18 protein-coding genes are annotated in these 23853 nt (G+C 60.1%); 11 read left to right on the top strand and 7 right to left on the bottom strand.

The window, feature by feature from the left end:
- Positions 1-285: 285 nt before the first annotated feature.
- From KZH41_RS25580 to KZH41_RS25570, 3 genes are all read left to right on the top strand, one after another.
- Complete coding sequence (locus KZH41_RS25580; RefSeq protein ID WP_263273939.1) at positions 286-462, top strand: hypothetical protein; 177 nt, start codon at positions 286-288, stop codon at positions 460-462.
- Between the two features lie 113 nt (positions 463-575).
- Positions 576-905, top strand: a complete 330-nt coding sequence (locus tag KZH41_RS25575; protein ID WP_122576269.1) for a hypothetical protein — start codon at positions 576-578, stop codon at positions 903-905.
- A complete protein-coding gene (locus KZH41_RS25570; RefSeq protein WP_263273938.1) occupies positions 905-2419 on the top strand; it encodes a hypothetical protein in 1515 nt (504 codons plus the stop codon). The genes KZH41_RS25575 and KZH41_RS25570 overlap by 1 nt, the downstream gene beginning before the upstream one ends.
- A gap of 555 nt (positions 2420-2974) precedes the next feature.
- Here the strand turns inward: KZH41_RS25570 and KZH41_RS25565 are convergent.
- The 4 genes from KZH41_RS25565 to treR are packed head-to-tail and all read right to left on the bottom strand — an operon-like array spanning position 2975 to position 4986.
- Positions 2975-3286 (bottom strand): hypothetical protein, encoded by a 312-nt coding sequence (locus KZH41_RS25565; RefSeq protein WP_094949460.1) that lies wholly within the window; start codon positions 3284-3286, stop codon positions 2975-2977.
- Between the two features lie 4 nt (positions 3287-3290).
- On the bottom strand, positions 3291-3473 hold the full coding sequence (locus KZH41_RS25560; protein WP_263273937.1) for a hypothetical protein: 183 nt from the start codon (positions 3471-3473) through the stop codon (positions 3291-3293).
- Positions 3474-3490: 17 nt separating this feature from the next.
- Positions 3491-4285, bottom strand: coding sequence for an APH(3')-II family aminoglycoside O-phosphotransferase (locus KZH41_RS25555; RefSeq protein ID WP_406991130.1), 795 nt, complete (start codon positions 4283-4285; stop codon positions 3491-3493).
- Entirely contained in the window at positions 4282-4986 is a 705-nt protein-coding gene (treR, locus tag KZH41_RS25550) for a trehalose operon repressor (protein WP_094949447.1), read from the bottom strand. Before treR ends, KZH41_RS25555 begins: the two co-directional genes overlap by 4 nt.
- 253 nt (positions 4987-5239) lie before the next feature.
- On the opposite strand from treR, the gene treP reads away from it, so the two are divergent.
- From treP to KZH41_RS25525, 5 genes are all read left to right on the top strand, one after another.
- Positions 5240-6682, top strand: a complete 1443-nt coding sequence (treP, locus tag KZH41_RS25545) for a PTS system trehalose-specific EIIBC component (protein ID WP_263273935.1) — start codon at positions 5240-5242, stop codon at positions 6680-6682.
- A gap of 64 nt (positions 6683-6746) precedes the next feature.
- A complete protein-coding gene (gene treC / locus KZH41_RS25540; RefSeq protein WP_094949449.1) occupies positions 6747-8393 on the top strand; it encodes an alpha,alpha-phosphotrehalase in 1647 nt (548 codons plus the stop codon).
- Between the two features lie 72 nt (positions 8394-8465).
- A complete protein-coding gene (locus KZH41_RS25535; protein ID WP_263273934.1) occupies positions 8466-9686 on the top strand; it encodes a maltoporin in 1221 nt (406 codons plus the stop codon).
- 152 nt (positions 9687-9838) lie between these two features.
- Complete coding sequence (ptsP, locus tag KZH41_RS25530; protein ID WP_094949451.1) at positions 9839-12370, top strand: phosphoenolpyruvate--protein phosphotransferase; 2532 nt, start codon at positions 9839-9841, stop codon at positions 12368-12370.
- Positions 12371-12372: 2 nt separating this feature from the next.
- The gene (locus KZH41_RS25525) at positions 12373-12651 is read left to right on the top strand and encodes a PTS transporter subunit EIIB (RefSeq protein WP_242152378.1); all 279 of its coding nucleotides are present in this window, start codon (positions 12373-12375) and stop codon (positions 12649-12651) included.
- A gap of 134 nt (positions 12652-12785) precedes the next feature.
- Here the strand turns inward: KZH41_RS25525 and mltF are convergent, their stop codons facing one another.
- Positions 12786-14246, bottom strand: a complete 1461-nt coding sequence (gene mltF, locus KZH41_RS25520; protein ID WP_094949453.1) for a membrane-bound lytic murein transglycosylase MltF — start codon at positions 14244-14246, stop codon at positions 12786-12788.
- A gap of 286 nt (positions 14247-14532) precedes the next feature.
- Between mltF and purL the strand changes: the two genes are divergently transcribed.
- The 3 genes from purL to KZH41_RS25505 all read left to right on the top strand — a co-directional run bounded on the left by purL (position 14533) and on the right by KZH41_RS25505 (position 19410).
- On the top strand, positions 14533-18429 hold the full coding sequence (purL, locus tag KZH41_RS25515; RefSeq protein WP_094949454.1) for a phosphoribosylformylglycinamidine synthase: 3897 nt from the start codon (positions 14533-14535) through the stop codon (positions 18427-18429).
- A gap of 4 nt (positions 18430-18433) precedes the next feature.
- Positions 18434-18745, top strand: a complete 312-nt coding sequence (locus KZH41_RS25510; RefSeq protein WP_263273933.1) for a YqfO family protein — start codon at positions 18434-18436, stop codon at positions 18743-18745.
- 197 nt (positions 18746-18942) lie between these two features.
- Positions 18943-19410 carry a Rid family hydrolase gene (locus tag KZH41_RS25505; RefSeq protein WP_242152370.1) on the top strand — a complete coding sequence of 156 codons (468 nt, stop codon included), beginning with the start codon at positions 18943-18945 and terminating at the stop codon, positions 19408-19410.
- A gap of 198 nt (positions 19411-19608) precedes the next feature.
- On the opposite strand, the gene nagE is transcribed toward KZH41_RS25505, so the two are convergent.
- Both nagE and ptsP (KZH41_RS25495) read right to left on the bottom strand, forming a co-directional pair.
- Positions 19609-21315 (bottom strand): N-acetylglucosamine-specific PTS transporter subunit IIBC, encoded by a 1707-nt coding sequence (gene nagE, locus KZH41_RS25500; RefSeq protein WP_263273932.1) that lies wholly within the window; start codon positions 21313-21315, stop codon positions 19609-19611.
- A gap of 27 nt (positions 21316-21342) precedes the next feature.
- Positions 21343-23853, bottom strand: a complete 2511-nt coding sequence (ptsP, locus tag KZH41_RS25495) for a phosphoenolpyruvate--protein phosphotransferase (protein ID WP_263273931.1) — start codon at positions 23851-23853, stop codon at positions 21343-21345.

The raw sequence follows: 23853 nt of genomic DNA, 5'->3' as shown, positions 1-23853 counted from the left end.
ACTAGACAGGTGGATAAACCGCGATGGTTACTATCCACCTGGAGAGGCCTGCACTCTGATGCCTCATTCCCGACCAACTTCACAAGCGTAATTCCAAGCACCGAAGCTGCCGACACGCGCAGTAAGCTTATTAGCTCGCTGCCGCCATGAAGCCTTCGGCTATCAACACCATGGCTCCCGTAGTGCCATCGATCTGCCTGCGGCGATTGCTGCTCAACCCGCCTTCGCCGACTTGGCCAAGCGCGATTGAAATTGACGCGTAAACGATGGTGTAAAGGACGATGAATGCTGCGGATACCCTATCGACTGGAGAGAACAACTGGCGTTCGCAAGCTTGTAGGGTACGTTCAGGCCGCTACTGATATCATGGAAATCGCAGTGCGCCGGGGCGGCGACTGGGACCAGGACGGCAAGTCGAAAGATGAGCGATTCCTCGATCTGGTCCACTTTGAGCTTTGCTGACGTAACCTGACTTGCTATTCCTCGGATTTGCCCGGATTTTATGAGGCAGTCGTTGCCAGGTGGCACTTTGATGTCTAGATTCCTCTAGCTGGAATTCGAATTGAGGGAGCATCATGTCAAAGGTCGTTCAAGTCATCGGAGGCGTCGTAATCGCGGGACTCTCGATGGCAGCAGGATGGGTCGCCAAGAGCTGGGCTGACAGGCCTGTAAAACAGAAAATGAAGGATGATGTCGAGAAGGCCAATGCCGACTTCATGGCTCTGCTAAAGACCTTCGAGATGACGACCGAAAAAATGGAGTTCATCGTGGCCAGAGCCTCAGATGAAAGCATAACCAACGCTGAAGAGCTTCGCGAATTCCTCAAGGCATACGGCCTGAACGACATACAGGCAAACAGAGTGGTGCAGCTACGCTTTCCCGGCGAACAGCAAAGGGCAGCCTGATGGACGCCGAGATCAAAAAGCGTCTGGCAACATTGGGTGGTGATGACCTGATCAACACCTACGAAAGCGTGAAGTCATCGCAGCAGGTTATGCGACTGCCATCCTCCGAAACTGACAGCCTGAGCATCGGGTATGCCGTTATCATTGGCACTTTTGCTGCCATCGTTGATGTCATCATGGACAGCATGTTCCGCGAGGAAATGGAGAAGAAACACCGCGAGCGAACGCCTGAGGAGCAGGCTGTTCTTGAGGCTGAAGCCAAAAAAGCCATGGAGGAGGCCGGTGTAGAACCTGGAGGAGAGGACGGCGATCCCGACTCAGCCATGGATTGGTACAGAACCCTCAATGAAGAGATGGAACTGAGACAAGGCCACAAGCTCAGGCCCAAAAACCACCGCATCCTTAATCATATGAATGAAGAGGCCGTCATTCAGATGCTGATGAAGGGCGAGGTTGGATTCGGCAAATTCAAAATCAAGCTCTATCCAGAAATGAGCTATGAAGCGGCCAAGAAAATCTACGACGCCCACATCAGGGCAGACCGGGGCACCAAGCAAAGCCTTCCCCTTGAAATAATGTCGTGGCTTTGGGAGCAGGGCGTAAAAGCAGGCAATCCCGAGAAATTCGGTGAGGCCAATCCGCTCTATAAACTGCTCAATGCATATATGCCAAACATTGATTGGGCCAAGCTGCTCAACAAGGTTTTCCACAAGGAAGGGGTGAAAAACCCAATTCCAGAGGGCTCATCGCTTGGCGAAGCTATGCTCAAGCTTTACGAGACCGGCACTCTGAATGAACGCGTTTTCTGGACAAGCGATTTCGGGGCGGCTTTCGGCGGCGCTAAACGACGGATTTTCATCACCGCGCTCCTTGAAGTTGGCGTTGAGATCTATGCCTTCGCCGAAGGCATATCCCTAGGATTTATCAACCTCAAAGACGGGATTGGCTCATTGGTCACAAAGGCCAAAGAGTGGAGAGCACAGCCGAAATACATGGACATGCGCATAGCAGCGCAGTGCGTATTTTGCGCTGGCAGCTCGTTCAAGGCTCTTGTCAAAGGCGACCCATGGAACCTCAACTACTTCGCCTTTGCCGCTGCTATGAGGCATCTCTGGGTTTACCCAAGGGTCCAAAGAGAGCATTACGACAGGCTCATCAACCTTTCTCAAACCTACAGATCCAGCAACTTAGCTGAATTTACTGCACGCACAGGAATCAGAATCAGACCCACGCTGACCGTTATTGAAGGAGGCAAACTCATGCCAAAATCACTTGATGATCGCCTGCACAACGCAGGGTGCCAGTCCACACGCGTTCGAGTTCTGGCGTCGAGATACCCCGATAAGCTTGAGCCCCTCATCAATATCTATGAAGAGCTTGCCCTCAGGGCTGAAGAGGATGAGGACTTCATGCCCAAGTTCGACGCACTCTGCGAAGCTTGGTACCTGGGCAAGGTCGAAGATGACTACGAGGCTATCAAAAAGCTTGAGAAAGACCTCAAGGCTGTTCGCTGAACGAAGCTGTAGACCAGCTTCGCTAAATGTCGCCAGGGGATTGATGGTTGTTAGCACCCTGTAAGCCAAATCTCCTCTGGCCCATTTCTGCAACGTAGGTTGGACTACCCCCGCTCCGATAGACATCCCCGGCCTATGCTTGGACTACCCCCACTCCGGTAGACATTTCCCGGCCTCATAACGAGGCGCGTTCAAACGCCTCAGGACTAACACTGAATCGCCCCTGGTCTCCTAGACATTTTCCAAGCGGGACAGGCTCACAAAGGTGATTTTGATCCTCTATGGTATTTCTCATGGTTTTAAAGTTTTTCGTGCCTTGTCGACTTTGGATTTACTGGTCTATGCGGGGCTATTGATAATTGAGTGGGAATGATTGGACGTCCGGCATTGTCCGGCACGATCTAGCAAGAAATGCCCTGGAGCCCGCGTAATTGCGGGCTTTTGGCTTTTTGGGGCTCCCCTGGCTCGCCGATGCTGGCGGTCGAGAAGGCGCAACTGCCCAGCGCTGCTACCGCCGACATCCCTGCGGTGCCAGATGGCTCAATCCCTAATGGATTACCGGCGGCCTTCGCACACCGGTGATTCTCCGATGCGGCCTTCCTTGCACAGGTCAATGTTATCTGTGCGCTTGAAGCCGGAGTCTTTCATGCAATAAAACTGCGTGAGTACCTGGTCAATCGGCGTTCTGTCCCCCGTCCCTGTGAGGTTGGTATAGCCGCATGCGGTCATAGCGTTCTTGACGCCCTTTTCAGACACCCCGGCCTTCTTCCAATTGGTAAATTCCGGAGGCGGCGGTTGAAAGCCCCTTCCCGTGCAGCCAACCAGTAATACAGCGCAAAAACTCAGCAACAGGCTTCTCGTGCACATGGCGTTATTCTTCATATTTTGACTCGGATAAGTATGAGATGCCGTGGGGTGAATCTTTCCAGAAAGGCTTGCGAGCGGCTCCATCATTGTCATGGCCGTTGAGCATTGTTTTATCGCTGTCCAGCATGACCGCGCAGCGAGACCATGAAGCCATAACAACCCCCGGCCATGTGCTGGGGCTTTGCATTTTGGGCTCCACGCATTTCAGAAAAACTCATCCAGCAAGCAGTAAAACCTCATGCGCTGCTCATCAGGCTCAACACCATAACGCTCGAAAAATGGCTTCACCCATTCCGGTCCAAGATTACGTTCGATGCTACGCGCCGCCAGCGCCAAGTCTTGATAACGGTCGCTGACGCCCAGGCGCCCGCAGTCGATAAAGCCGCTGAAACGGCCGCCTTGCACCATGAAATTTGGCAGGCAGGCGTCACCGTGGGCCACCACCAGATCATGGGTGTTTGGCTGAGTCGACAAGAGTTCGGCGAGCGCATCCTCGGCGCTGCGTCCGAGTCGTTCGTCGTCGAAATCCGCCTCATCGACCAGCCCGGCACTGAGGTGCTGCCGAGCGAGCGCGATGCGCTGGTCAAGGGTGTGATCGAAGGGGCATTGCGCAATAGGTATCTGGTGCAAGGTACGCAGGGCTGTCGCCAAAATGTCGACAATTTGGGCGGCTGACAGCGTGTTCGCGCTGGCCAGATCCTGCCCTGGGACGGCGGTCATCAGCAGCCAGTGGTGATGGTTTTCTGTGAGCGCATCGAGCACGACGGGCGCAGGCAAATTAACCTGCTGGAGCCACCGAAGGCGTTCGATTTCGTGCGCAAGTTCGCCGAATTCGCCCACAGGCTCAGCCTTCAGGAACAGGTCCGCACCATCGTGCTGGTGCAGGCGAAACACGTCCGCCCGCGATTCGCCGATGGCTTGTTGCTCAATCAGCGCCTGCGGGAACTGTTCGCGCCACTTGCTGGGGATATTCACGGTGTTTGCCCTTTTTCGCCTCAGCGCCGCGCGATGTCCGAAAAGTAAAACTTATCCAACGTATGCCGTGATTCGGTGTACTCGAACTGCCGCCCATCCTGCAAAAACGTCTGGTTGCTCACCACGATCACATGGCTTTGGCCATCGAGGTCCAGGTGTGCCTGGTCGTCTTTGCTGCGCGGCAGGGCTTCGATGGTACGTTGGGCGAAGCTGATGTGCAGCTGCAGCGTTTGCTCGATAAACGCGTAGATCGACTGCTCGGCGATGTCGCGGTCAAGGCCTGGGATCAGCTCGGCGACGAAGTGGTTGATGTCGAGGATCACCCGTTTGCCGCCGATGCGCCGTACCCGTTTGATGCGGGTGATCAGGGTGCCGGGTTCGGCTTCGATGTGTTGCAGCAGCGAGCCTTCCAGCGGGAATTGGCTGAAATCGACGACTTCAGTGCGTACGTCATCGCCCAGGTCGGCATGGGTTTCGTGGAAGCTAACGATGCCGCCCAACTGGAACTCGATGGGGTTGGGCGACAACACAAAGGTGCCCTTGCCGTGGATTTTTTGCGCAAACCCGCGTTCCTGCAACTGCTCGATCGCACGACGCACGGTGCCACGGCTGGCTTGGTAGGCGTCCATCAGTTCGGTTTCGGAGGGAAGGCGCGTGCCGCGTTGCAGGCGTTCGGTGGTGATGCTGGCAAGCAGATCCGTATAGATCTGGTTGTATTTGCTCATGGTTTGGCTCTATGCCCGACTTGATGAAGGTGGACTGCGCAGTTCAAGGCAGGAACCTTAGTGGCAGAGGTGAAGTTTGTCCATTGGACCCACATGGAAGAAAGGGAAATATCTGACTCAAAATTCAGAAATATAAACAATTTGTTACTCGTACAGACGAGTTGTTGATTTAACTCGTACAGACGAGTACTTTTGGCCTCGGCGTGCTGCCAATGACTGCCCCCAAATAAAAAAATTAAAGTGGAAACCAAGCATGAGCCACGACTATTCGACTATTGCCCACCAGATTCTCGAGAACCTCGGGGGCCGCGACAACCTTGAGCAAGCTGCCCACTGCGTGACCCGCCTGCGACTGGCGCTCAAGGACCCGAGTCTGGTCAACAGCAGCGCGTTGAACCAGGTCGACCTGGTCAAGGGCTCGTTCTTCACTGGCGGCCTGTTCCAGGTAGTCATCGGCCCAGGCGAGGTGGAAAAGGTCTACGCCGCCCTGCGCGAACAGACCGGCCTTGCCGCCGCCACCATCGCTGACGTGAAGAAGAAGGGCGCTGACAAGACCAACGCCATGCAGCGTCTGGTGCGCGTATTTTCCGATGTGTTCATGCCGATCCTGCCTGCGCTGATCATCGCCGGCCTGCTGATGGGCATAAACAACCTGATGGGCGCCCAGGGCATGTTCATCGAGGGCAAGACGCTGCTGGAGGCGTATCCGAACCTGGATGGCCTGTGGAGCCTGATCAACCTGATGGCCAACACCTCGTTCGTGTTCCTGCCGGCGCTGGTGGGCTGGTCGGCGGCCAAGCGGTTTGGCGGCAGTGAAATCCTCGGCATCGTGCTCGGCCTGATGCTGGTACACCCCGACCTGCTCAATGCCTGGAACTACGGCAAGGCGGTGGCCGGCCTCGACGGCCAGAGCCTGCCGTACTTCGATATTTTCGGCTGGTTCAAGATTGAAAAAGTCGGTTATCAGGGGCAGATCCTGCCGATCCTGATGGCGGCGTATGTGATGAGCGTCATCGAAAAATGGCTGCGGGCCCGCGTGCCTAACGCGATTCAACTGCTGGTGGTGCCGATCACCACCATCGTCGTGACCGGCGTGCTGGCACTGGCGATCATCGGCCCGGTCACTCGTCACCTGGGCATCCTGATTACCGAAGGCGTGGTCACCTTGTTTGACCTGGCACCCATGGTCGGCGGTGCGATTTTCGGCCTGCTGTACGCGCCGCTGGTGATCACCGGCATGCACCATATGTTCCTCGCTGTGGACCTGCAGCTCATCTCTACCCAGGGCGGCACCTTTATCTGGCCGATGATCGTCATGTCCAACTTGGCCCAGGGCAGCGCCGCACTTGGCGTGCTCTACATGACCCGCAATGCGCGGGACAAAAGCATGGCCTCGACCTCGGCGATTTCCGCCTACTTCGGCATCACTGAGCCGGCGATGTTTGGCGTGAACCTGCGCTTCAAATTTCCGTTCTACGCCGCCCTGTTGGGGTCGGCACTGGGCAGCATTTTCCTGTCGCTGAACAAGGTGACCGCCTCGGCCATCGGCGTGGGTGGCTTGCCGGCGTTTATCTCAATCCTTCCGCAGTACATCCCGGTTTTTGTCATCGGGATGGTCATCGCGATTGTGGTGCCGTTTGTTCTGACCTGTGCGTTAAGCATGAAAATTGTGCGGCCGGGGTATCGCGTCGCCTGACCGACCGCTTTCGCGAGCAAGCCCGCTCCCACATTTGATCGCATTCCAAGCTGAAGGAGTCTCCATGCAAAACTGGCAACACTCGGTGATCTACCAGATCTACCCTAAAAGCTTCCATAGCCACGCGGGTAACGCCACCGGTGACCTGCTGGGCATCGTGGACAAGCTCGATTACCTCAAGTGGCTGGGCGTGGATTGCCTGTGGATCACCCCGTTCCTGCGCTCGCCGCAACGCGACAACGGCTATGACATCAGCGACTACTACGCCATCGACCCCAGCTACGGCACCATGGCCGACTGCGACCTGCTGATCAGCGAAGCGGCCAAGCGCGGCATCAAGCTGATGCTCGACATTGTGGTCAACCACACTTCCATTGAGCACGAGTGGTTCCAGCAAGCGCGCAGCAGCCTCGACAACCCGTACCGCGACTTCTACATCTGGCGCGACCAGCCGAATAACTGGGAATCCAAGTTCGGCGGTTCGGCCTGGGAATACGAGGCGCAAACCGGCCAGTACTTCCTGCACCTGTTCGACCACACCCAGGCCGACCTGAATTGGGACAACCCCAAGGTGCGCGCCGAAGTGTTCAAGCTGATGCGCTTCTGGCGCGACAAAGGCGTGGGTGGTTTCCGCTTGGACGTGATCAACCTGATTTCCAAACCCGCCGATTTCCCCGAAGACAACACCGACGGCCGCCGCTTCTACACCGACGGCCCGAACGTGCACGAATACCTGCAGGAAATGCACCGCGAAGTCTTCGAGGGGCACGACCTGATCAACGTCGGCGAGATGTCGTCCACCAGCCTGGAACACTGCATTCGCTACTCCAATCCGGCGTCGAAAGAGCTGTCGATGACCTTCAACTTTCATCACCTGAAAGTGGATTACCCGAACCTGCAAAAGTGGGTGAAGGCCGACTTCGATTTCCTGCAACTCAAGCAAATTTTTTCCGACTGGCAACTGGGCATGCAGGCCGGTGGCGGCTGGAACGCGCTGTTCTGGTGTAACCACGACCAGCCGCGGGTGGTTTCGCGTTTTGGTGACGACGGCGAGCACCGTGTGGTCTCGGCCAAGATGCTTGCCACCGCGCTGCACTTCCTCCAAGGCACGCCGTATGTGTACCAGGGCGAAGAGCTGGGCATGACCAATCCGGGCTTCGACAGAATCGAACAGTACCGCGATGTCGAGACCCTGAACATCTTCCGTCTCAAGCGTGATGCGGGTGAATCCGAGGCGTCGAGCATGGCGGCGATCATGCAGAAGTCCCGCGACAACGGCCGCACGCCGATGCAATGGAGCAGCAACGCCAACGCCGGTTTCAGCACGGGTGAACCGTGGATCGGCATCCCGGCGAATGCGCAGCAGATCAACGTCGAGAGCCAACTGGATGACCCAGACTCGGTGTTGCATCACTACCGCGCGCTGATCGCGCTGCGTCGCCTTGAGCCGCTGATCCAGGAAGGCGTTTATCGCCAGTTGCTACAAGACCATCTCCAGGTTTGGGCGTACGTGCGCGAAGGGCAGGGCGAGCGCTTGCTGGTGCTGAATAACTTTTACGCCAAGCCCTGCGAAATCCAACTGCCCCAAGGCGTCATCGACGCGACGAGCGAGCAACGCCTGCTGATCAGCAACTACCCCGACTGCCCGGTGCGTACGCGCACGGTGGTGTTGCGACCTTACGAATCGTTTGTGCTGCACCTCAAGGATTGAGGCCCGCTGTAACCCCCGTATGAGCGTGCGGGGGCGCTTGAAAAAATCATAATAAAAATACCGGAGTGCTTCATGAAAACAAAAATAAAGCTGGGCCTCATTGCATCATGTCTTAGCGCACCTTTTGCCGCTCAGGCCCTCGAGTTTGCTGGTTACTTGCGCAGCGGCGCGGGCACTTCAACGGGCAGCGGCAAGCAGCAATGCTTCCAACTGCCGGGGGCGCAATCCAAATACCGCTTGGGCAACGAATGCGAGCAATACGCCGAACTTGAATTGCGCCAGGACCTGCTGACCCTCGACGACGGCTCGGTGCTCAGCGTCGATGCCATGGCATCGCTGTACAACAAGTACGACCGTGCCCTGAAATTCCAGGGCGAAGACAACGGCTCGGCGCGCATGCCGCAGATGTATGCGCAGTGGTCCAACCTGCCCAGCCTCAATGGCGGCTCGGTGTGGGCCGGGCGTCGTTACTACAAACGTAACGACATCCATATCTCCGACTTCTACTACTGGAACCAGAGCGCCACCGGCGGCGGTGTCGAGGACGTAAAAATCGGCGACCTCAAATACAGCTATGCCCTGTCGCGCAAAGACAACCTGTACCAGAAGGAATACGCCACCCGCCACGACTTCAACGTCGCGGGCTTCAAGACCAGCCCCGGCGGTGAGCTCGAGTTGGGCTTGAGCTACATTGAAAAAGCCGGCGGGCGTGATGCCAACAGTGGCTGGGCGATCACGGCGCAGCATGTGCAAAAAGCTTTCCTTGGCGGTAAAAACAAATTCGCCTTGCAGTACGGCGAAGGCCCCGGCACCGGCTTGGGCTACACCGGTAATACGGCCCTGGATAACAGCAGCAAAAGCTACCGCGCCGTGGAGTTTTTCGACTGGCAGATCACCCCGCGTTTCGGCGGGCAGGTCGAGGCGGTGTACCAGAAAGACATTCGCCCAGGCAGCCAGGACCAGACCTGGATGTCCATCGGTGTGCGCCCGGCGTATGCCATCAGCGAACAGTTCAAGCTGGTCACCGAACTTGGGCATGATCAGGTCGACGCTGCCGGCGGTACGCGCAAGCTGAGCAAATTTACCTTTGCCCCGACCTGGTCGCCTAAAGGCCCAGATTTCTGGGCACGGCCGGAAGTGCGTTTGTACTACACCTATGCAACCTGGAACGAAGCGGCCAAGCGTGCGGCAAATGAACTGGCGGCGGGCTCGGCGTTGTCCGACACCGGCGCCTACGGCACGGCGCGGCATGGCTCGAACGTGGGTGTGCAGGTCGAATACTGGTGGAAATAAACACGGACTCACTGTGGGAGCTGGCTTGCCTGCGATGCGAGCGACTCGGTTTTTCAGTGACACCGAGGCGATGCTATCGCAGGCAAGCCAGCTCCCACATTGGACCGTTGTTGGCCCTATGATTTTTACAGAACAAAACAGCAGGTGAAGTCATGACCACAACTCAACCCCTGGAACTGCTGGCGCCGCTGTCCGGTGTGCTGCTGGCGCTGGATCAGGTGCCCGACCCGGTGTTCGCCAGTCGCATGATCGGCGACGGCCTGTGCATCGATCCCACCTCGCAGACCCTTTGCGCGCCGTTGGCCGGGGTGATCAGCAGTATCCAGGACAGTGGTCATGCGGTCAGCGTTACCGACGACAACGGCGTCCAGGTGCTGATGCATATCGGCCTGGACACCGTAAACCTGGCGGGCCAGGGCTTCACGCCGCTGGTGAAGGAAGGCCAGCGGGTGGAGGTCGGGCAGCCGCTGATTGAATTCGATGCTGACTACGTGGCGCTCAATGCACGCAGTTTGCTGACCTTGATGTTGGTGGTCAGCGGCGAGCCGTTTACGCTGCTGACGCCGGACGGTGCTCTGGTGGATGTGGGCCAGCCGCTGCTGCGTGTGTCACCTGGCGAAGCTGCTGCAACAGTGGATGAGGAGGAGGGCGATGCACTGTTCTCCAAACCGCTGACCTTGCCCAACGCCAACGGCTTGCACGCGCGTCCTGCGGCGGTGTTTGCCCAGGCGGCGAAGGGGTTCAGCGCGAGCATTTACCTGCACAAGCAAACCCAGAGCGCCAACGCAAAATCCTTGGTGGCGATCATGGCGTTGCAAACCGTGCAGGGCGATTCCTTGCAGGTGAGCGCGGCCGGCGACGATGCCGAAGCGGCAATCAACGCGCTGGTGGCGCTGTTGGCCGAGGGCTGTGGCGAGACAATCGCGCAAACGCGTGAAGTGGTCAAACCTGTCGCGCCGGTATCGTCGGCCACCTTGTTGCGCGGCGTGTGTGCGTCGCCGGGTTCGGCGTTTGGCCAGGTGGTGCAAGTGGCTGAGCCGGAACTGAACATTACCGAAGCCGGGAGTGGCGAGGCGATTGAGCGTGCCGCACTGGCGCGTGGCCTGTTGGCGGCCGCCGAGGCGCTGCAAGCCTTGCAAGCCAAAGCGGCCGGCAGTGCCCAGGCGGAGATTTTTCGCGCCCATCAAGAACTGCTCGAAGATCCAACCTTGCTCGAGCAAGCCCATGCCCAGTTGGCTAATGGCAAAAGTGCTGCTTTTGCCTGGAACCGGGCCACGGTGACCACTGCCACCTTGTTCCAGGGCCTGGGCAATGCACTGCTCGCCGAACGTGCGGCGGACTTGGCCGATGTGGGCCAGCGCGTGCTCAAACTGATCCTCGGTATCCAGGACCGGGCATGGGATTTACCCGAGCAGGCCATCCTGATCGCCGAGCAACTGACCCCGTCGCAAACCGCCAGCCTGGATACGCGCAAGGTGCTGGGGTTTGTCACCGTCGGCGGCGGGGCGACCAGCCATGTCGCGATCCTCGCTCGCGCGCTCGGCCTGCCGGCGATTTGCGGTGTGCCGGTGCACGTGCTGACGCTGGCCAATGGCAAACAAGTCCTGCTCGACGCCGACAAAGGTGAGCTGCACCTGGTGCCGGACCTGGCTGAAATCGAAAAACTGCAGGCTGCCCGCTATCAGCAAATGCAGCGCCGTCAGCGTGAAGTGGCGCAAGCCGCCTTGCCGGCCACCACCCGCGACGGCCATCACGTCGAGGTCACGGCCAACGTCGCGTCGTTGCAGGAGGTCGAGCAATCCCTGGCCTTGGGCGGTGAAGGCGTCGGCCTGTTGCGTTCGGAGTTCCTCTACCTGGACCGCAACCGCGCACCCAGCCCCGAGGAGCAGGCCGGCACTTACACCGCCATCGCCCGCGCCCTGGGCACCGAGCGTAATTTGGTGGTGCGCACCCTGGACGTCGGTGGCGACAAGCCGTTGGCCTATGTACCGATGGAAAGCGAAACCAACCCGTTCCTCGGCTTGCGCGGTATTCGGCTGTGCCTGGAGCGCCCGGAGCTGCTGCGCGAACAGTTCCGCGCGATCCTCGCCAGCGCCGGTTTCGCGCGGCTGCATATCATGTTGCCGATGGTCAGCCTGTTGTCGGAGCTGCACCTGGCGCGCAAGATTCTTGAGGAGGAAGCGCTGGCGCTGGGGCTCAAGGAACTGCCAAAGCTGGGGATCATGATCGAGGTGCCGTCTGCGGCGCTGATGGCCGACGTTTTTGCCCCGCATGTGGATTTCTTCTCCATTGGCACCAATGACCTGACCCAATACACCCTGGCCATGGACCGTGACCATCCACGTTTGGCGAGCCAGGCCGACAGCTTTCACCCGTCGGTACTGCGCCTGATTGCCACCACCGTCAAGGCCGCGCATGCCCATGGCAAGTGGGTCGGTGTGTGTGGTGCGCTGGCGTCCGAAGCGCTGGCGGTGCCGGTGTTGATCGGGCTCGGCGTGGATGAATTGTCGGTCAGCGTGCCGCTGATCCCGACCATCAAGGCCACCGTGCGTGAGCTGGACCTGGCCGACTGCCAGAGCATCGCCCGCCAGGTGCTGGGCTTGGAAGAAGCCGCCCAAGTACGCGAGGCCCTGCGCCTGTACCACGCGGCCACTGTTGAAACCTCACCTGTTGTGGAGCACTGAGCATGTTCGAGAAATTGCAGCGGGCGTTCTGGAAAGCCCTGACCCCGGACTTGATTGCCGAGACGGCGGTGACGGCGACCCCGAGTCTGTTGTCGGCCGATGTACTGAAGGCATTGGGCGGCGCGGATAACCTCAAGTCACAACAACGCGTGGCGCTGACGCGGGTGCGTGTGCAATTGCAGGATGCGGGGCGGTTGGATGAACCGGCACTCAAGGCGGCGGGTGTGCCGGGTGTGATGGTCTTGACCGGTGGGGTCGTTCATTTGATCACCGGTCTCTAAGCCAAGAGCAGATCTATATGTGGGAGCGGGCTTGCTCGCGAAGAGGGAGTGTCAGTCACCAGATGTATCGACTGACCCACCGCTTTCGCGAGCAAGCCCGCTCCCACATTAGTTTTGTGATGTTTGGGAGAGCGCTACAGCTTCGGGTTATCTTCCGGCGGCTTGGTCTTATCCACACCCGGCACATGCAAGTTGCCTTCGACCACCTGGTTGCCTTCCAGCTGCGGCTGGGTCACCCAGGTGAGGATGTCGTAGTAACGCCGGATGTTCGCCACAAAGTGCACCGGCTCGCCGCCGCGCGCATAGCCGTAACGGGTCTTGCTGTACCACTGCTTCTGCGACAGGCGCGGCAACATCTTCTTAACGTCTAGCCACTTGTTCGGGTTCAGGCCATCCTTCTTCGCCAACGTGCGTGCGTCTTCCAGATGGCCGGTGCCGACGTTGTAGGCGGCGAGGGCGAACCAGGTGCGATCCGGCTCGGCGATGCTATCGTCCAGCTCATCCTTGATCTTGGCCAGGTATTTGGCGCCGCCCATGATGCTTTGCTTAGCATCCAGGCGGTTGGACACGCCCATCGCCTGGGCGGTGTTCTGGGTCAGCATCATCAGGCCGCGCACGCCGGTCTTGGAGGTGACGGTCGGTTGCCACAGCGATTCCTGATAGCCGATGGCTGCTAATAGGCGCCAATCGACTTTTTCTTTCTTGGCGTAGGCCCGGAAGTCCTTCTCGTATTTGGGCAAGCGTTGCTGCAAGTGCTGGGCAAAGGTGTAGGCGCCGACATAACCGAGTACATCCACGTGCCCGTAATAGCGGTCTTTAAGGCGCTGCAGGGTGCCGTTCTTCTCGACCTTGTCCAGGTAGCTGTTGATCTCGTTGAGCAGGCTGTTGTCGTCACCGGCCGCCACGGCCCAGCTCTGATTGCTGGCATTGCCGAGGTCGAAGGCCACGCGCACGTTGGGGAAGTACACCTGGTTCATCGCGACTTCGTTGGAGTCCACTAGGGTCAGGTCGATTTGACCCTCGTCGACCATGCGCAGTAGGTCGACCACCTCAACGGCGTCGGATTCTTCGTATTCAATCGCAGGGTTCTGCTTTTTAAGCGCCGCCAATTGCTCGGCGTGGATGCTGCCCTTGAGCACCATGATCTTCTTGCCCACCAAGTCTGCCGGAGCAGTAGGCCGGGACTGGCCATTGCGGTAGATGATCTGCGGGGTCACTTCCAGGTAAGGATGGGAGAAACGCACCTGCTGCTTGCGCTGCTCGCTGCTGACCAGGCCGGCGGCAGCCAGAACCGGGCCGTTGGGTTTACCCAATTGGCCGAACAGGTCATCGAGGTTGTCGGCCGTCTCGATCTCCAGCTTAACGCCCAGGTCGTCGGCAAAGCGCTTGACCAGTTCGTATTCGAAACCGGTTTCACCGTTGCGGTCCTGGAAATAAGTAGCGGGGCTGTTCCGGGTAATCACCCGCAATACGCCATCCTCCTTGATTCGCTCGAGCGTGCTGGGTTTATCAACACAGGCGCTGAGCATCAGGAAGAGTCCGGTTGCGATAAGCCATTTGGCGCATCGCGGGCGCAAAGCAGTAGGGGAGAACATCTGCGCAGTATACGCAAACGGCCCACGGCGCCATATCTCGACAGCAGGGGACTTGTCTGCTAGCACCCTCAAAACTGGGCTGCAGCCCGCAGAAACGCGGGTTGGCGAGGGTTTATGACGGTTAAAATAACTGCGCGCCAACCCTTGGAAAACGCCCCGATACCGTGCAAACCCTGCCAACTGACGTTCGGCAGCGGCCAGCCGTGCCGTTTCGGGTGCCGTTGGCGACGGTTTACGCTAGAATGCACGGCCTCAAAGCACACCCCTTCCCGAGGCTGTCCCGAAGATGTTGATCCTGCGCGGCGCTCCTGCCCTTTCTGCCTTTCGCCACAGCAAACTCCTTGAGCAACTGAGCCAAAAGGTTCCAGCGGTTACAGGCTTGTATGCTGAATTTGCTCACTTCGCCGACGTTACCGGCGTGTTGACCGCCGACGAACAGCAAGTGCTGGCACGCCTTCTGAAGTACGGCCCAAGCGTTCCCGTTCAAGAGCCTAACGGCCGCTTGTTCCTGGTTCTGCCACGGTTCGGCACCATCTCGCCCTGGTCGAGCAAGGCCAGTGATATCGCCCGCAACTGTGGCCTGGAAAAAATCCAGCGCCTGGAGCGCGGTATCGCTTTCTACGTCGCTGGCCAGTTCAGCGATGCCGAAGCCGAGCTGATCGCCAGCAGCCTGCACGACCGCATGACCCAGATCATCGTCAGCCAGCTGGAACAGGCTGCCGGCCTGTTCAGCCATGCCGAGCCCAAACCGCTGACCGCGATTGATGTGCTTGGCGGTGGCCGCGCCGCCCTCGAGAAGGCCAACACCGAACTGGGCCTGGCCCTGGCTGAAGACGAGATCGACTACCTGGTCAACGCCTTCACCGGCCTTGCGCGCAACCCGCATGACATCGAGCTTATGATGTTTGCGCAGGCCAACTCCGAGCACTGCCGTCACAAGATCTTCAACGCCAGTTGGGATATCGACGGCCAGAGCCAGGAAAAAAGCCTGTTCGGCATGATCAAGAACACCTACGTGATGCACAGCGAAGGCGTTCTGTCGGCTTATAAAGACAACGCCTCGGTGATCGTCGGCTCCGTCGCCGGCCGTTTCTTCCCGGACCCTGAAACCCGCCAGTACGGCGCGGTGCAGGAGCCGGTGCACATCCTGATGAAGGTTGAAACCCACAACCACCCGACCGCGATTGCCCCGTTCCCGGGCGCAGCCACCGGTTCCGGCGGTGAGATCCGCGACGAAGGTGCGACCGGCCGTGGCGCCAAGCCAAAGGCTGGCCTGACCGGTTTCACCGTGTCCAACCTGCAGATCCCGGGCTTCGAACAGCCGTGGGAAGTGCCGTACGGCAAGCCTGAGCGCATCGTTACCGCGCTGGACATCATGATCGAAGGCCCGCTGGGCGGCGCCGCGTTCAACAATGAGTTCGGCCGCCCGGCGCTGACCGGCTATTTCCGTACCTTTGAACAATCCATCACCACCCCGCGTGGCGATGAAGTGCGCGGCTACCATAAGCCGATCATGTTGGCCGGCGGCATGGGCAACATCCGTGAAGAACACGTCAAGAAAGGCGAGATTCTGGTCGGCTCCAAGCTGATCGTGCTCGGCGGCCCGGCGATGTTGATCGGCCTGGGCGGCGGCGCAGCCTCTTCCATGGCCACCGGTACCAGCTCGGCTGACCTGGACTTCGCTTCCGTACAGCGCGAAAACCCTGAAATGGAACGCCGTTGCCAGGAAGTTATCGACCGTTGCTGGCAGTTGGGTGACAAGAACCCGATCAGCTTCATCCACGACGTCGGCGCGGGTGGTTTGTCCAACGCCTTCCCGGAACTGGTCAACGATGGCGAGCGCGGTGGTCGTTTCGAACTGCGCAACATTCCAAACGACGAGCCGGGCATGGCCCCGCACGAGATCTGGAGTAACGAATCCCAGGAACGCTACGTTCTGGCCGTTGGCCCTGAAGACTTCGCGCGCTTCCAGGCCATCTGCGAACGCGAGCGTTGCCCGTTTGCCGTGGTTGGCGAAGCCACGGCTGAGCCGCAGCTGACGGTTACCGACAGCCACTACGGCAACAGCCCGGTCGACATGCCACTGGAAGTGCTGCTGGGCAAAGCCCCGCGCATGCACCGTTCGGCGGTACGTGAAGCCGAGCTGGGCGATGATTTCGACCCAAGCGCACTGGAATTGGCCGACAGCATCGAACGCGTGCTGCACCACCCGGCGGTTGCCAGCAAAAGCTTCCTGATCACCATCGGCGACCGCACCATCACCGGCCTGGTTGCCCGTGACCAAATGGTTGGCCCATGGCAAGTGCCGGTGGCCGACGTTGCCGTCACCGCCACCAGCTTCGATGTGTACACCGGTGAAGCCATGGCGATGGGCGAGCGCACGCCGCTGGCCCTGCTGGACGCTCCGGCGTCGGGCCGCATGGCCATTGGTGAAACGCTCACTAACATCGCCGCGTCGCGCATCGGCAAGCTGTCCGACATCAAACTGTCGGCTAACTGGATGTCCGCTGCCGGCCACCCGGGTGAAGACGCGCGCCTGTACGACACCGTCAAGGCTGTCGGCATGGAGCTGTGCCCGGAACTGGGCATCACCATTCCGGTGGGCAAGGACTCGATGTCCATGGCCACCCGTTGGAACGAAGACGGCACCGACAAGAGCGTTACCTCGCCGCTGTCGCTGATCGTTACCGGTTTCGCACCGGTCACTGACATTCGCCAGACCCTGACCCCGCAACTGCGCATGGACAAGGGCACCACCGATCTGATCCTGATCGACCTGGGCCGTGGCCAGAACCGCATGGGCGCCTCGATCCTCGCGCAAACCCACGGCAAGCTCGGCAAGCACGCGCCGGACGTGGATGACGCCGAAGACCTGAAAGCCTTCTTCGCCGTGATCCAGGGCCTGAATGCCGACGGCCACCTGCTGGCATACCACGACCGTTCCGATGGCGGCTTGCTGACCAGCGTTGTAGAGATGGCGTTTGCCGGTCACTGCGGCCTGAACATCGTGCTCGACAGCGTTGCCGAGGATGCTCGCGAAATCAACGGCATCCTGTTCAACGAAGAGTTGGGCGCCGTGATCCAGGTTCGTCAGGACGCTACCCCAGACGTACTCGCACAGTTCAGCGCTGCTGGCCTGGACGACTGCGTGGCGGTGATCGGCCAGCCGATCAACAACGGTGAAATCAATATCTCCTTTAATGGCGATACGGTGTTTGCCGGCCAGCGCCGCTTGCTGCAGCGCCAGTGGGCTGAGACCAGCTACCAGATCCAACGCCTGCGTGACAACGCCGACTGCGCCGAGCAGGAATTCGACGTGATCCTGGAAGAAGACAACCCGGGCCTGAGCACCAAGCTCAGCTTCGACGTCAACCAGGACATCGCCGCGCCTTACATCAAAAAAGGCATTCGCCCACAAGTGGCGGTACTGCGTGAGCAGGGCGTCAACGGCCAGGTGGAAATGGCGGCTGCGTTCGACCGTGCCGGCTTTAATGCGATCGACGTGCACATGAGCGACATCCTCGCCGGTCGCGTTGACCTCAACGAGTTCAAAGGCCTGGTGGCCTGCGGCGGTTTCTCCTACGGCGACGTGCTGGGTGCCGGTGAAGGCTGGGCCAAGTCGGCCCTGTTTAACAGCCGTGCCCGTGATGCGTTCCAAGGTTTCTTCGAGCGCAACGACAGCTTCACCCTGGGTGTGTGCAACGGTTGCCAGATGATGTCCAACCTCAGCGAACTGATCCCAGGCAGCGAGTTCTGGCCGCACTTTGTGCGTAACCGTTCCGAGCAGTTCGAAGCCCGTGTCGCCATGGTGCAGGTGCAGGAATCCAACTCGATCTTCCTGCAAGGCATGGCAGGTTCGCGCATGCCAATCGCCATCGCCCACGGTGAAGGCCATGCCGAGTTCGAAAGCGAAGAAGCCCTGCTCGAAGCCGACCTGTCCGGCTGCGTGTCGATGCGTTTCGTCGACAACCACGGCAAGGTCACCGAAAGCTACCCGGCCAACCCGAACGGCTCGCCGCGCGGGATCACCGGCCTTACCAGCCGCGACGGCCGCGTGACCATCATGATGCCGCACCCGGAGCGTGTATTCCGCGCTGTGCAGAACTCATGGCGCCCGGAAGAGTGGAACGAAGACGGCGCCTGGATGCGCATGTTCCGCAACGCGCGCGTGTGGGTGAACTAAGGCGGTGTACAAGCTCAGCTTTTTTGTGCCCGAAAGCTTTGTTGAGACGGTGAAAACCGCCGTCTTCGCCGCAGGCGGCGGGCGCATCGGCCACTACGACAGCTGCGCCTGGCAAGTGCTGGGCCAGGGCCAATTTCGCGCATTGGACGGCAGTCAGCCGTTTATCGGGCAAGTCGGCCAGGTTGAAGTGCTGGAAGAATGGAAAGTTGAGCTGGTGGTGGCGGATGAGTTGATCGTGGCGGTTGTAGCTGCGTTGAAACTCAGCCATCCCTACGAGACACCGGCGTATGAGGTGTGGCAGCTGGCGGATTTTTGATCCGACGGCGGTGAAACGAGAAACCCGCTGGGCCTTCACGGACAGCGGGTTTTTTGTGCCTGGAAAACAGAAACCCCCTACAGAGGCTAAGTCGCCAGCGACGGTAGTGTGCCGCGCAGGTGCTTCGAGACAGCGCATCCGCATCGGCGGGCGCGTGGATGTCTCGGGCTTAGACCCAGTCGAGAAGGTGTTCCTACATGAAGAAAAACCAGTGGATCGCAGGCAGTGCTCTGGCGGCAATGTTGATTGGAGCCGGTGGTGCGTGGGCCGGCAAACCCGAGGTTAAGGCCAAGGGTAACGTCCAGTTCTATGATTCAGGGCGTTTCGACCTGCCATTCTCCGATGGCGTACGTGTAGGCAATGTGTTTTACACCGCCGGGGAAATCGGCGACGCGCACGGTTCCGACAAAGTGGTGTCAGGCGGTATCGTGCCGGAATCCCGGCAGGCCCTGGAAAACATCAAGACCACGCTTAAGGCCAACGGCTATGAGCTGAAGGATGTGGTCAAGTGCACGGTTTTTCTGGCCGACATCAAGGAATGGCCAGCCTTTAACGAAGTGTACAAAGAGTATTTCAAAAAGCCCTACCCGGCGCGTAGCGCGTTCGGTGGTACCGAACTGGCCTGGAATGCCCGGATGGAAATCGAGTGCATCGCGGCGAAGTGATGCGGCTGGGTTGTTGATCCGCCGGTTGTGAATAAAAGAAACCCGCTGGGCCGGTTCGGTCAGCGGGTTTTTTGTTGGCTATACGGTCGTCATCGCGGGCAAGCCCGCTCCCACATTCGACCGCATTGCCAAGTCGGGCACGGATCAAAATGTGGGAGCGGGCTTGCCTGCGATGAGGCCACTTCAGGCCGTGATGATTTACGCCCTGACGCCGACCTCACGGCCACTGACCAACCGCTCCAGCGCCTCACCCAACCCCGATGCCTTGTCACCAATCAACAGGTGCCAAACACCGCTGTCCAGCTGGCTCACACCCTGGCAGCCCAGCGCCGTGAGTTCAGCTTCTGACAACACCGAATCATCCCCCAACTCCACCCGCAGCCGGGTCATCGCCACGGCGTCCAGTTGCCGTACATTCCCTCGACCACCCAAAGCGCTCAGCCATTTCTCGGCTTCTTGCACATTCACTGCAACTGGCTTATCCACAGGCGCGACCGTCACAGGTGCAGCGGCAACAAACGATGGCATCGCCAGGCGGATCTCATCGGCAATGCTGTCGGCCATCGGCCCGACCACCACCTGCAAGCTCCCGCCATTACCCGGCCGTACCACGGCCATGGCGCCGAGGGCTTTAAGCTGCGCATCTACCGCCTTGTTGCGATCCACCATGTCCAACCGCAGGCGCGTGGTACAGGCGCCGACACTCAGCAAGTTAGCCGCACCGCCCAGCGCACGGATATATGCACTGGCCCGCTGGTTATCACTCATCGCCTCGGCCTGCACCACCTGGATGTCTTCACGCCCAGGCGTCTTGAGGTTGAAGCGGCGGATGCAGTAGTTGAACACGCTGTAGTAGATCAGCGCGTAAGCCAAGCCGACGGGGAACACCAGCCAACCGTTGGTGGACTTGCCCCAGCCCAGCACCATGTCGATAAAGCCACCGGAGAAGGTAAAACCGAGGTGGATGTTGAGCATATTGGTCACGGCCATCGACAGGCCGGTAAGCACCGCGTGAATCAGGTACAAAAACGGCGCAAGGAACATGAACGCGAACTCAATCGGCTCCGTCACGCCGGTCAAAAACGAGGTCAGCGCCATCGACAGGAAAATCCCGCCCATGACTTTGCGGCGTTCCGGCAGGGCGTTGCGGTACATCGCCAGGCACGCGGCGGGCAAGCCGAACAGCATCACCGGGAACATGCCGGTCATGAACTGGCCACCTTTGGGGTCGCCGGCGAAGTAGCGGGTCAGGTCGCCAGTCACCACGGCGCCGGTCACCGGGTCGGTGAAGGTGCCGAACACGAACCACGCCATGTTGTTGAGGATATGGTGCAGGCCGGTGACGATCAGCAGGCGGTTGAACACGCCGAACACGAAGGCGCCGAAGCTGCCGCTTTCCATCAGCAGCACGCCGAAGCTGTTGATGCCGTGCTGGATCGGCGGCCAGATCAGGCCGAAGATCACACCCAGGGCCACCGCCGAAAAGCCGGTGACGATCGGCACAAACCGTCGCCCGCCGAAGAAAGCGAGGTACTCCGGCAGCTTGATGTCCTTGAAGCGGTTGTACAGCCCACCGGCCATCAAGCCGCTGGCGATACCCGCGAGCATGCCCATGTTGATGCTGGTGTCCATCACCTTGAGCGTGGAGACCATCACCAGGTAACCAATCGCCCCGGCCAACCCTGCCGTGCCGTTATTGTCGCGGGCAAACCCCACGGCGATACCGATGGCGAAGATCAACGCCAGGTTGGCGAAGATCGCTTGCCCGGCGTCGTGCATCACCGCGATGTTGAGCAAGTCGGTGTCGCCCAGGCGCAGCAAGAGGCCGGCGATCGGCAGGATCGCGATCGGCAGCATCAGCGCGCGGCCCAGGCGTTGTAAGCCTTCGATAAAATGTTGGTACATGGCGTGTCTCCCTTTTTCTTGTTGTTGTCAGCTCAGCGGCCAGTGGTGTTGACAGGCTTGGCGAACCGCCTTCGCGCTGCTCAGGTCGAGCAGGCCCAGACTGAGTTGCCGGCATTGAGCCGCGTCCAGGTGGCGGACGCGGTCCTTGATTTCTCCAATTTGCGGCGGGCTCACCGACAGCTCGCTGACGCCCAGGCCGATCAGCACTGGCGTGGCCAACGGGTCGGACGCGAGGGCACCGCAAACACCCACCCAACGCCCATGTTTGGCTGCACCGGCGCAGGTCTGTGCGATCAACCGCAGCAGCGCCGGGTGTAAGGCATCGACCCGTGCGGCGAGGCCTGCGTGGTCGCGGTCCATGGCCAGGGTGTACTGGGAGAGGTCATTGGTGCCGATGGAGAGGAAGTCTGCATACAGCGCAAGCTGCTCGGCCATCAGCGCGGCGGCGGGTACTTCGATCATCACGCCCAGCTCCGGGCGCTGGGTCAGCCCCAGCTCGGCACACAACTCATCCAGGCGCTGGCGGATCTGCAGCAGTTCATCCACTTCGCTGACCATCGGCAGCAAGATGCGGCAACGTTCCAGCGGGCTGACTTGCAGCAGCGCGCGCAGCTGCTGGTCGAGCAATTCGGGGCGCACCTGGGCCATGCGAATACCGCGCAAGCCCAACACCGGGTTGGCCTCCACGGGCAGTGGCAGGTAGTCGAGCTGCTTGTCGCCGCCCACGTCGATGGTGCGGATGATCACTGCCTTGTCGCCCATAGCATCCAGCACGGCTTGATAGGCCTGGCGCTGTTCCTGTTCGTCCGGCGCGGTGCGGCGGTCGACGAAGAGGAATTCGGTGCGCAACAGGCCGACGCCATCGGCGCCGTTTTCAAACGCCACTTGGGCCTCGGCGCTGGAGGCGACATTGGCGGCGACTTCGATGCTGATGCCATCGGTGGTGCGCGCCGGTTCCTGCGCTTGGGCTTGCTGTTGCTGGCGGCGCAGTTTCTGTGCATCACGAATCTGGTGCACTTCGGCGTGGCGCGCGTCGCTGGGCGCAAGTTCCAGGCGCCCATTGACCGCGTCGAGTACCACGCGCTGGCCTTGCGGCACATCGAGCACGTCTGCGCCCAACGCCACCACACAAGGCAAGCCTTTGCCGCGGGCCAAAATGGCCACGTGGGAGGTGGCGCCGCCTTCGGCCATGCAGATGCCAGCGGCCTGTTGCGTGCTCAGTTGCAGCAGGTCGGATGGCGTCAGTTCATGGGCGCTGACAATCGCCCCGGCAGGCAACTCGAAGTGCCAGGCCTCGCCCAGCAGTGCGCGCAACACCCGCTGTTGCAAGTCGCGCAGGTCATTGGAGCGCTCGGCGAACAGCGGTTTGCCCAACGCCAGCAACACCGCGCATTGCGCCTGGATCGCATCGCGCCAGGCGTGGGTGGCGGCGCTGCCGTGTTCGATGGCGGCGGTGGCCGCTTCCAGCAGGGCCGGGTCTTCCAGCAGGGCGAGGTGGGCGGCGAAGATCTCTTCTTCTTCGATATTTTTGCGTTGGCGGGCGTGGTCCAAGGTGTTGCGGATCTCGCCGCGCACTTGCTCAAGGGCCGTGTCCAGCCGTTGCAGTTGTTCGTCGGCCGAGTGGTTGCCGGCGTCTGCCGGCAGTTCAATACCGGTAAGGCGGAACAACGGCCCACACACCAGGCCCGGTGCAGCACATACGCCTTGCAACACACCGACTTCGGTATTCGCACGGCGCGGAGCCACGGCCACCGGCGCGTGGTGTTCTTTACTGACGGCCACGGACAGCGCGGCAACCAACGCCTGCAACGCCGCCTCGCAATCCTTGCCGCGACAGGTGACGCGCACCTCGTCGCCTTCACCGATCCCCAGCCCCATCAAGCCAATCAGGCTGTCGCACGGCGCGGATTTGCCGGCGAAGTGCAGCTGCGCCTGGCTGCTGAACCCTTGGGCGGTTTTGCGGACCAGCGCGGCGGGGCGCGCATGCAAACCACCACGGTGAGTAATGCGCACGCTGGCGCGGACTTCGGTGACCGAGTTATCCACAACCGCCTGCGCCGTTGCCGCCGAGCGCGCCACGATGTGCAGCAACGGCTCACCGACCTTGACGGTTTTTCCTGCCACCGGCCGCAGCTCGAAGCGCTCGCCATTGGTCAGGATAATCAGGCTGACCAGGCTTTTGCACTGGCGCGCAATCCGGTCCAGGTCAAACTGCACCAGGGCCTGGCCCTTGCTCACCCGTGCGCCTTCCTTCACCAGCAGCGCAAAGCCTTCGCCATTCAGCTCCACCGTGTCGATGCCCACGTGCATCAGCACCTCGGCACCGTTCTCGGCGCGAATGGTTACAGCATGCCCGGTGCGGGCGACGTGGATGATCACGCCGTCGCAGGGGGCGTGCAGGCAATCGTTGAGCGGGTCGATGGCGATACCGTCGCCCATGGCGCCGCTGGCGAACACTTCGTCGGGAACGTTGCCCAGGGTCAGCACCGGGCCACTGAGTGGGGCGCTTAGGGTCAATTCATTATTGTTGTTGGACAT

Source organism: Pseudomonas sp. YeP6b (genome assembly GCF_025642995.1).
GTDB lineage: Bacteria > Pseudomonadota > Gammaproteobacteria > Pseudomonadales > Pseudomonadaceae > Aquipseudomonas.
This window is presented reverse-complemented; position numbering and strand designations above follow the sequence as displayed.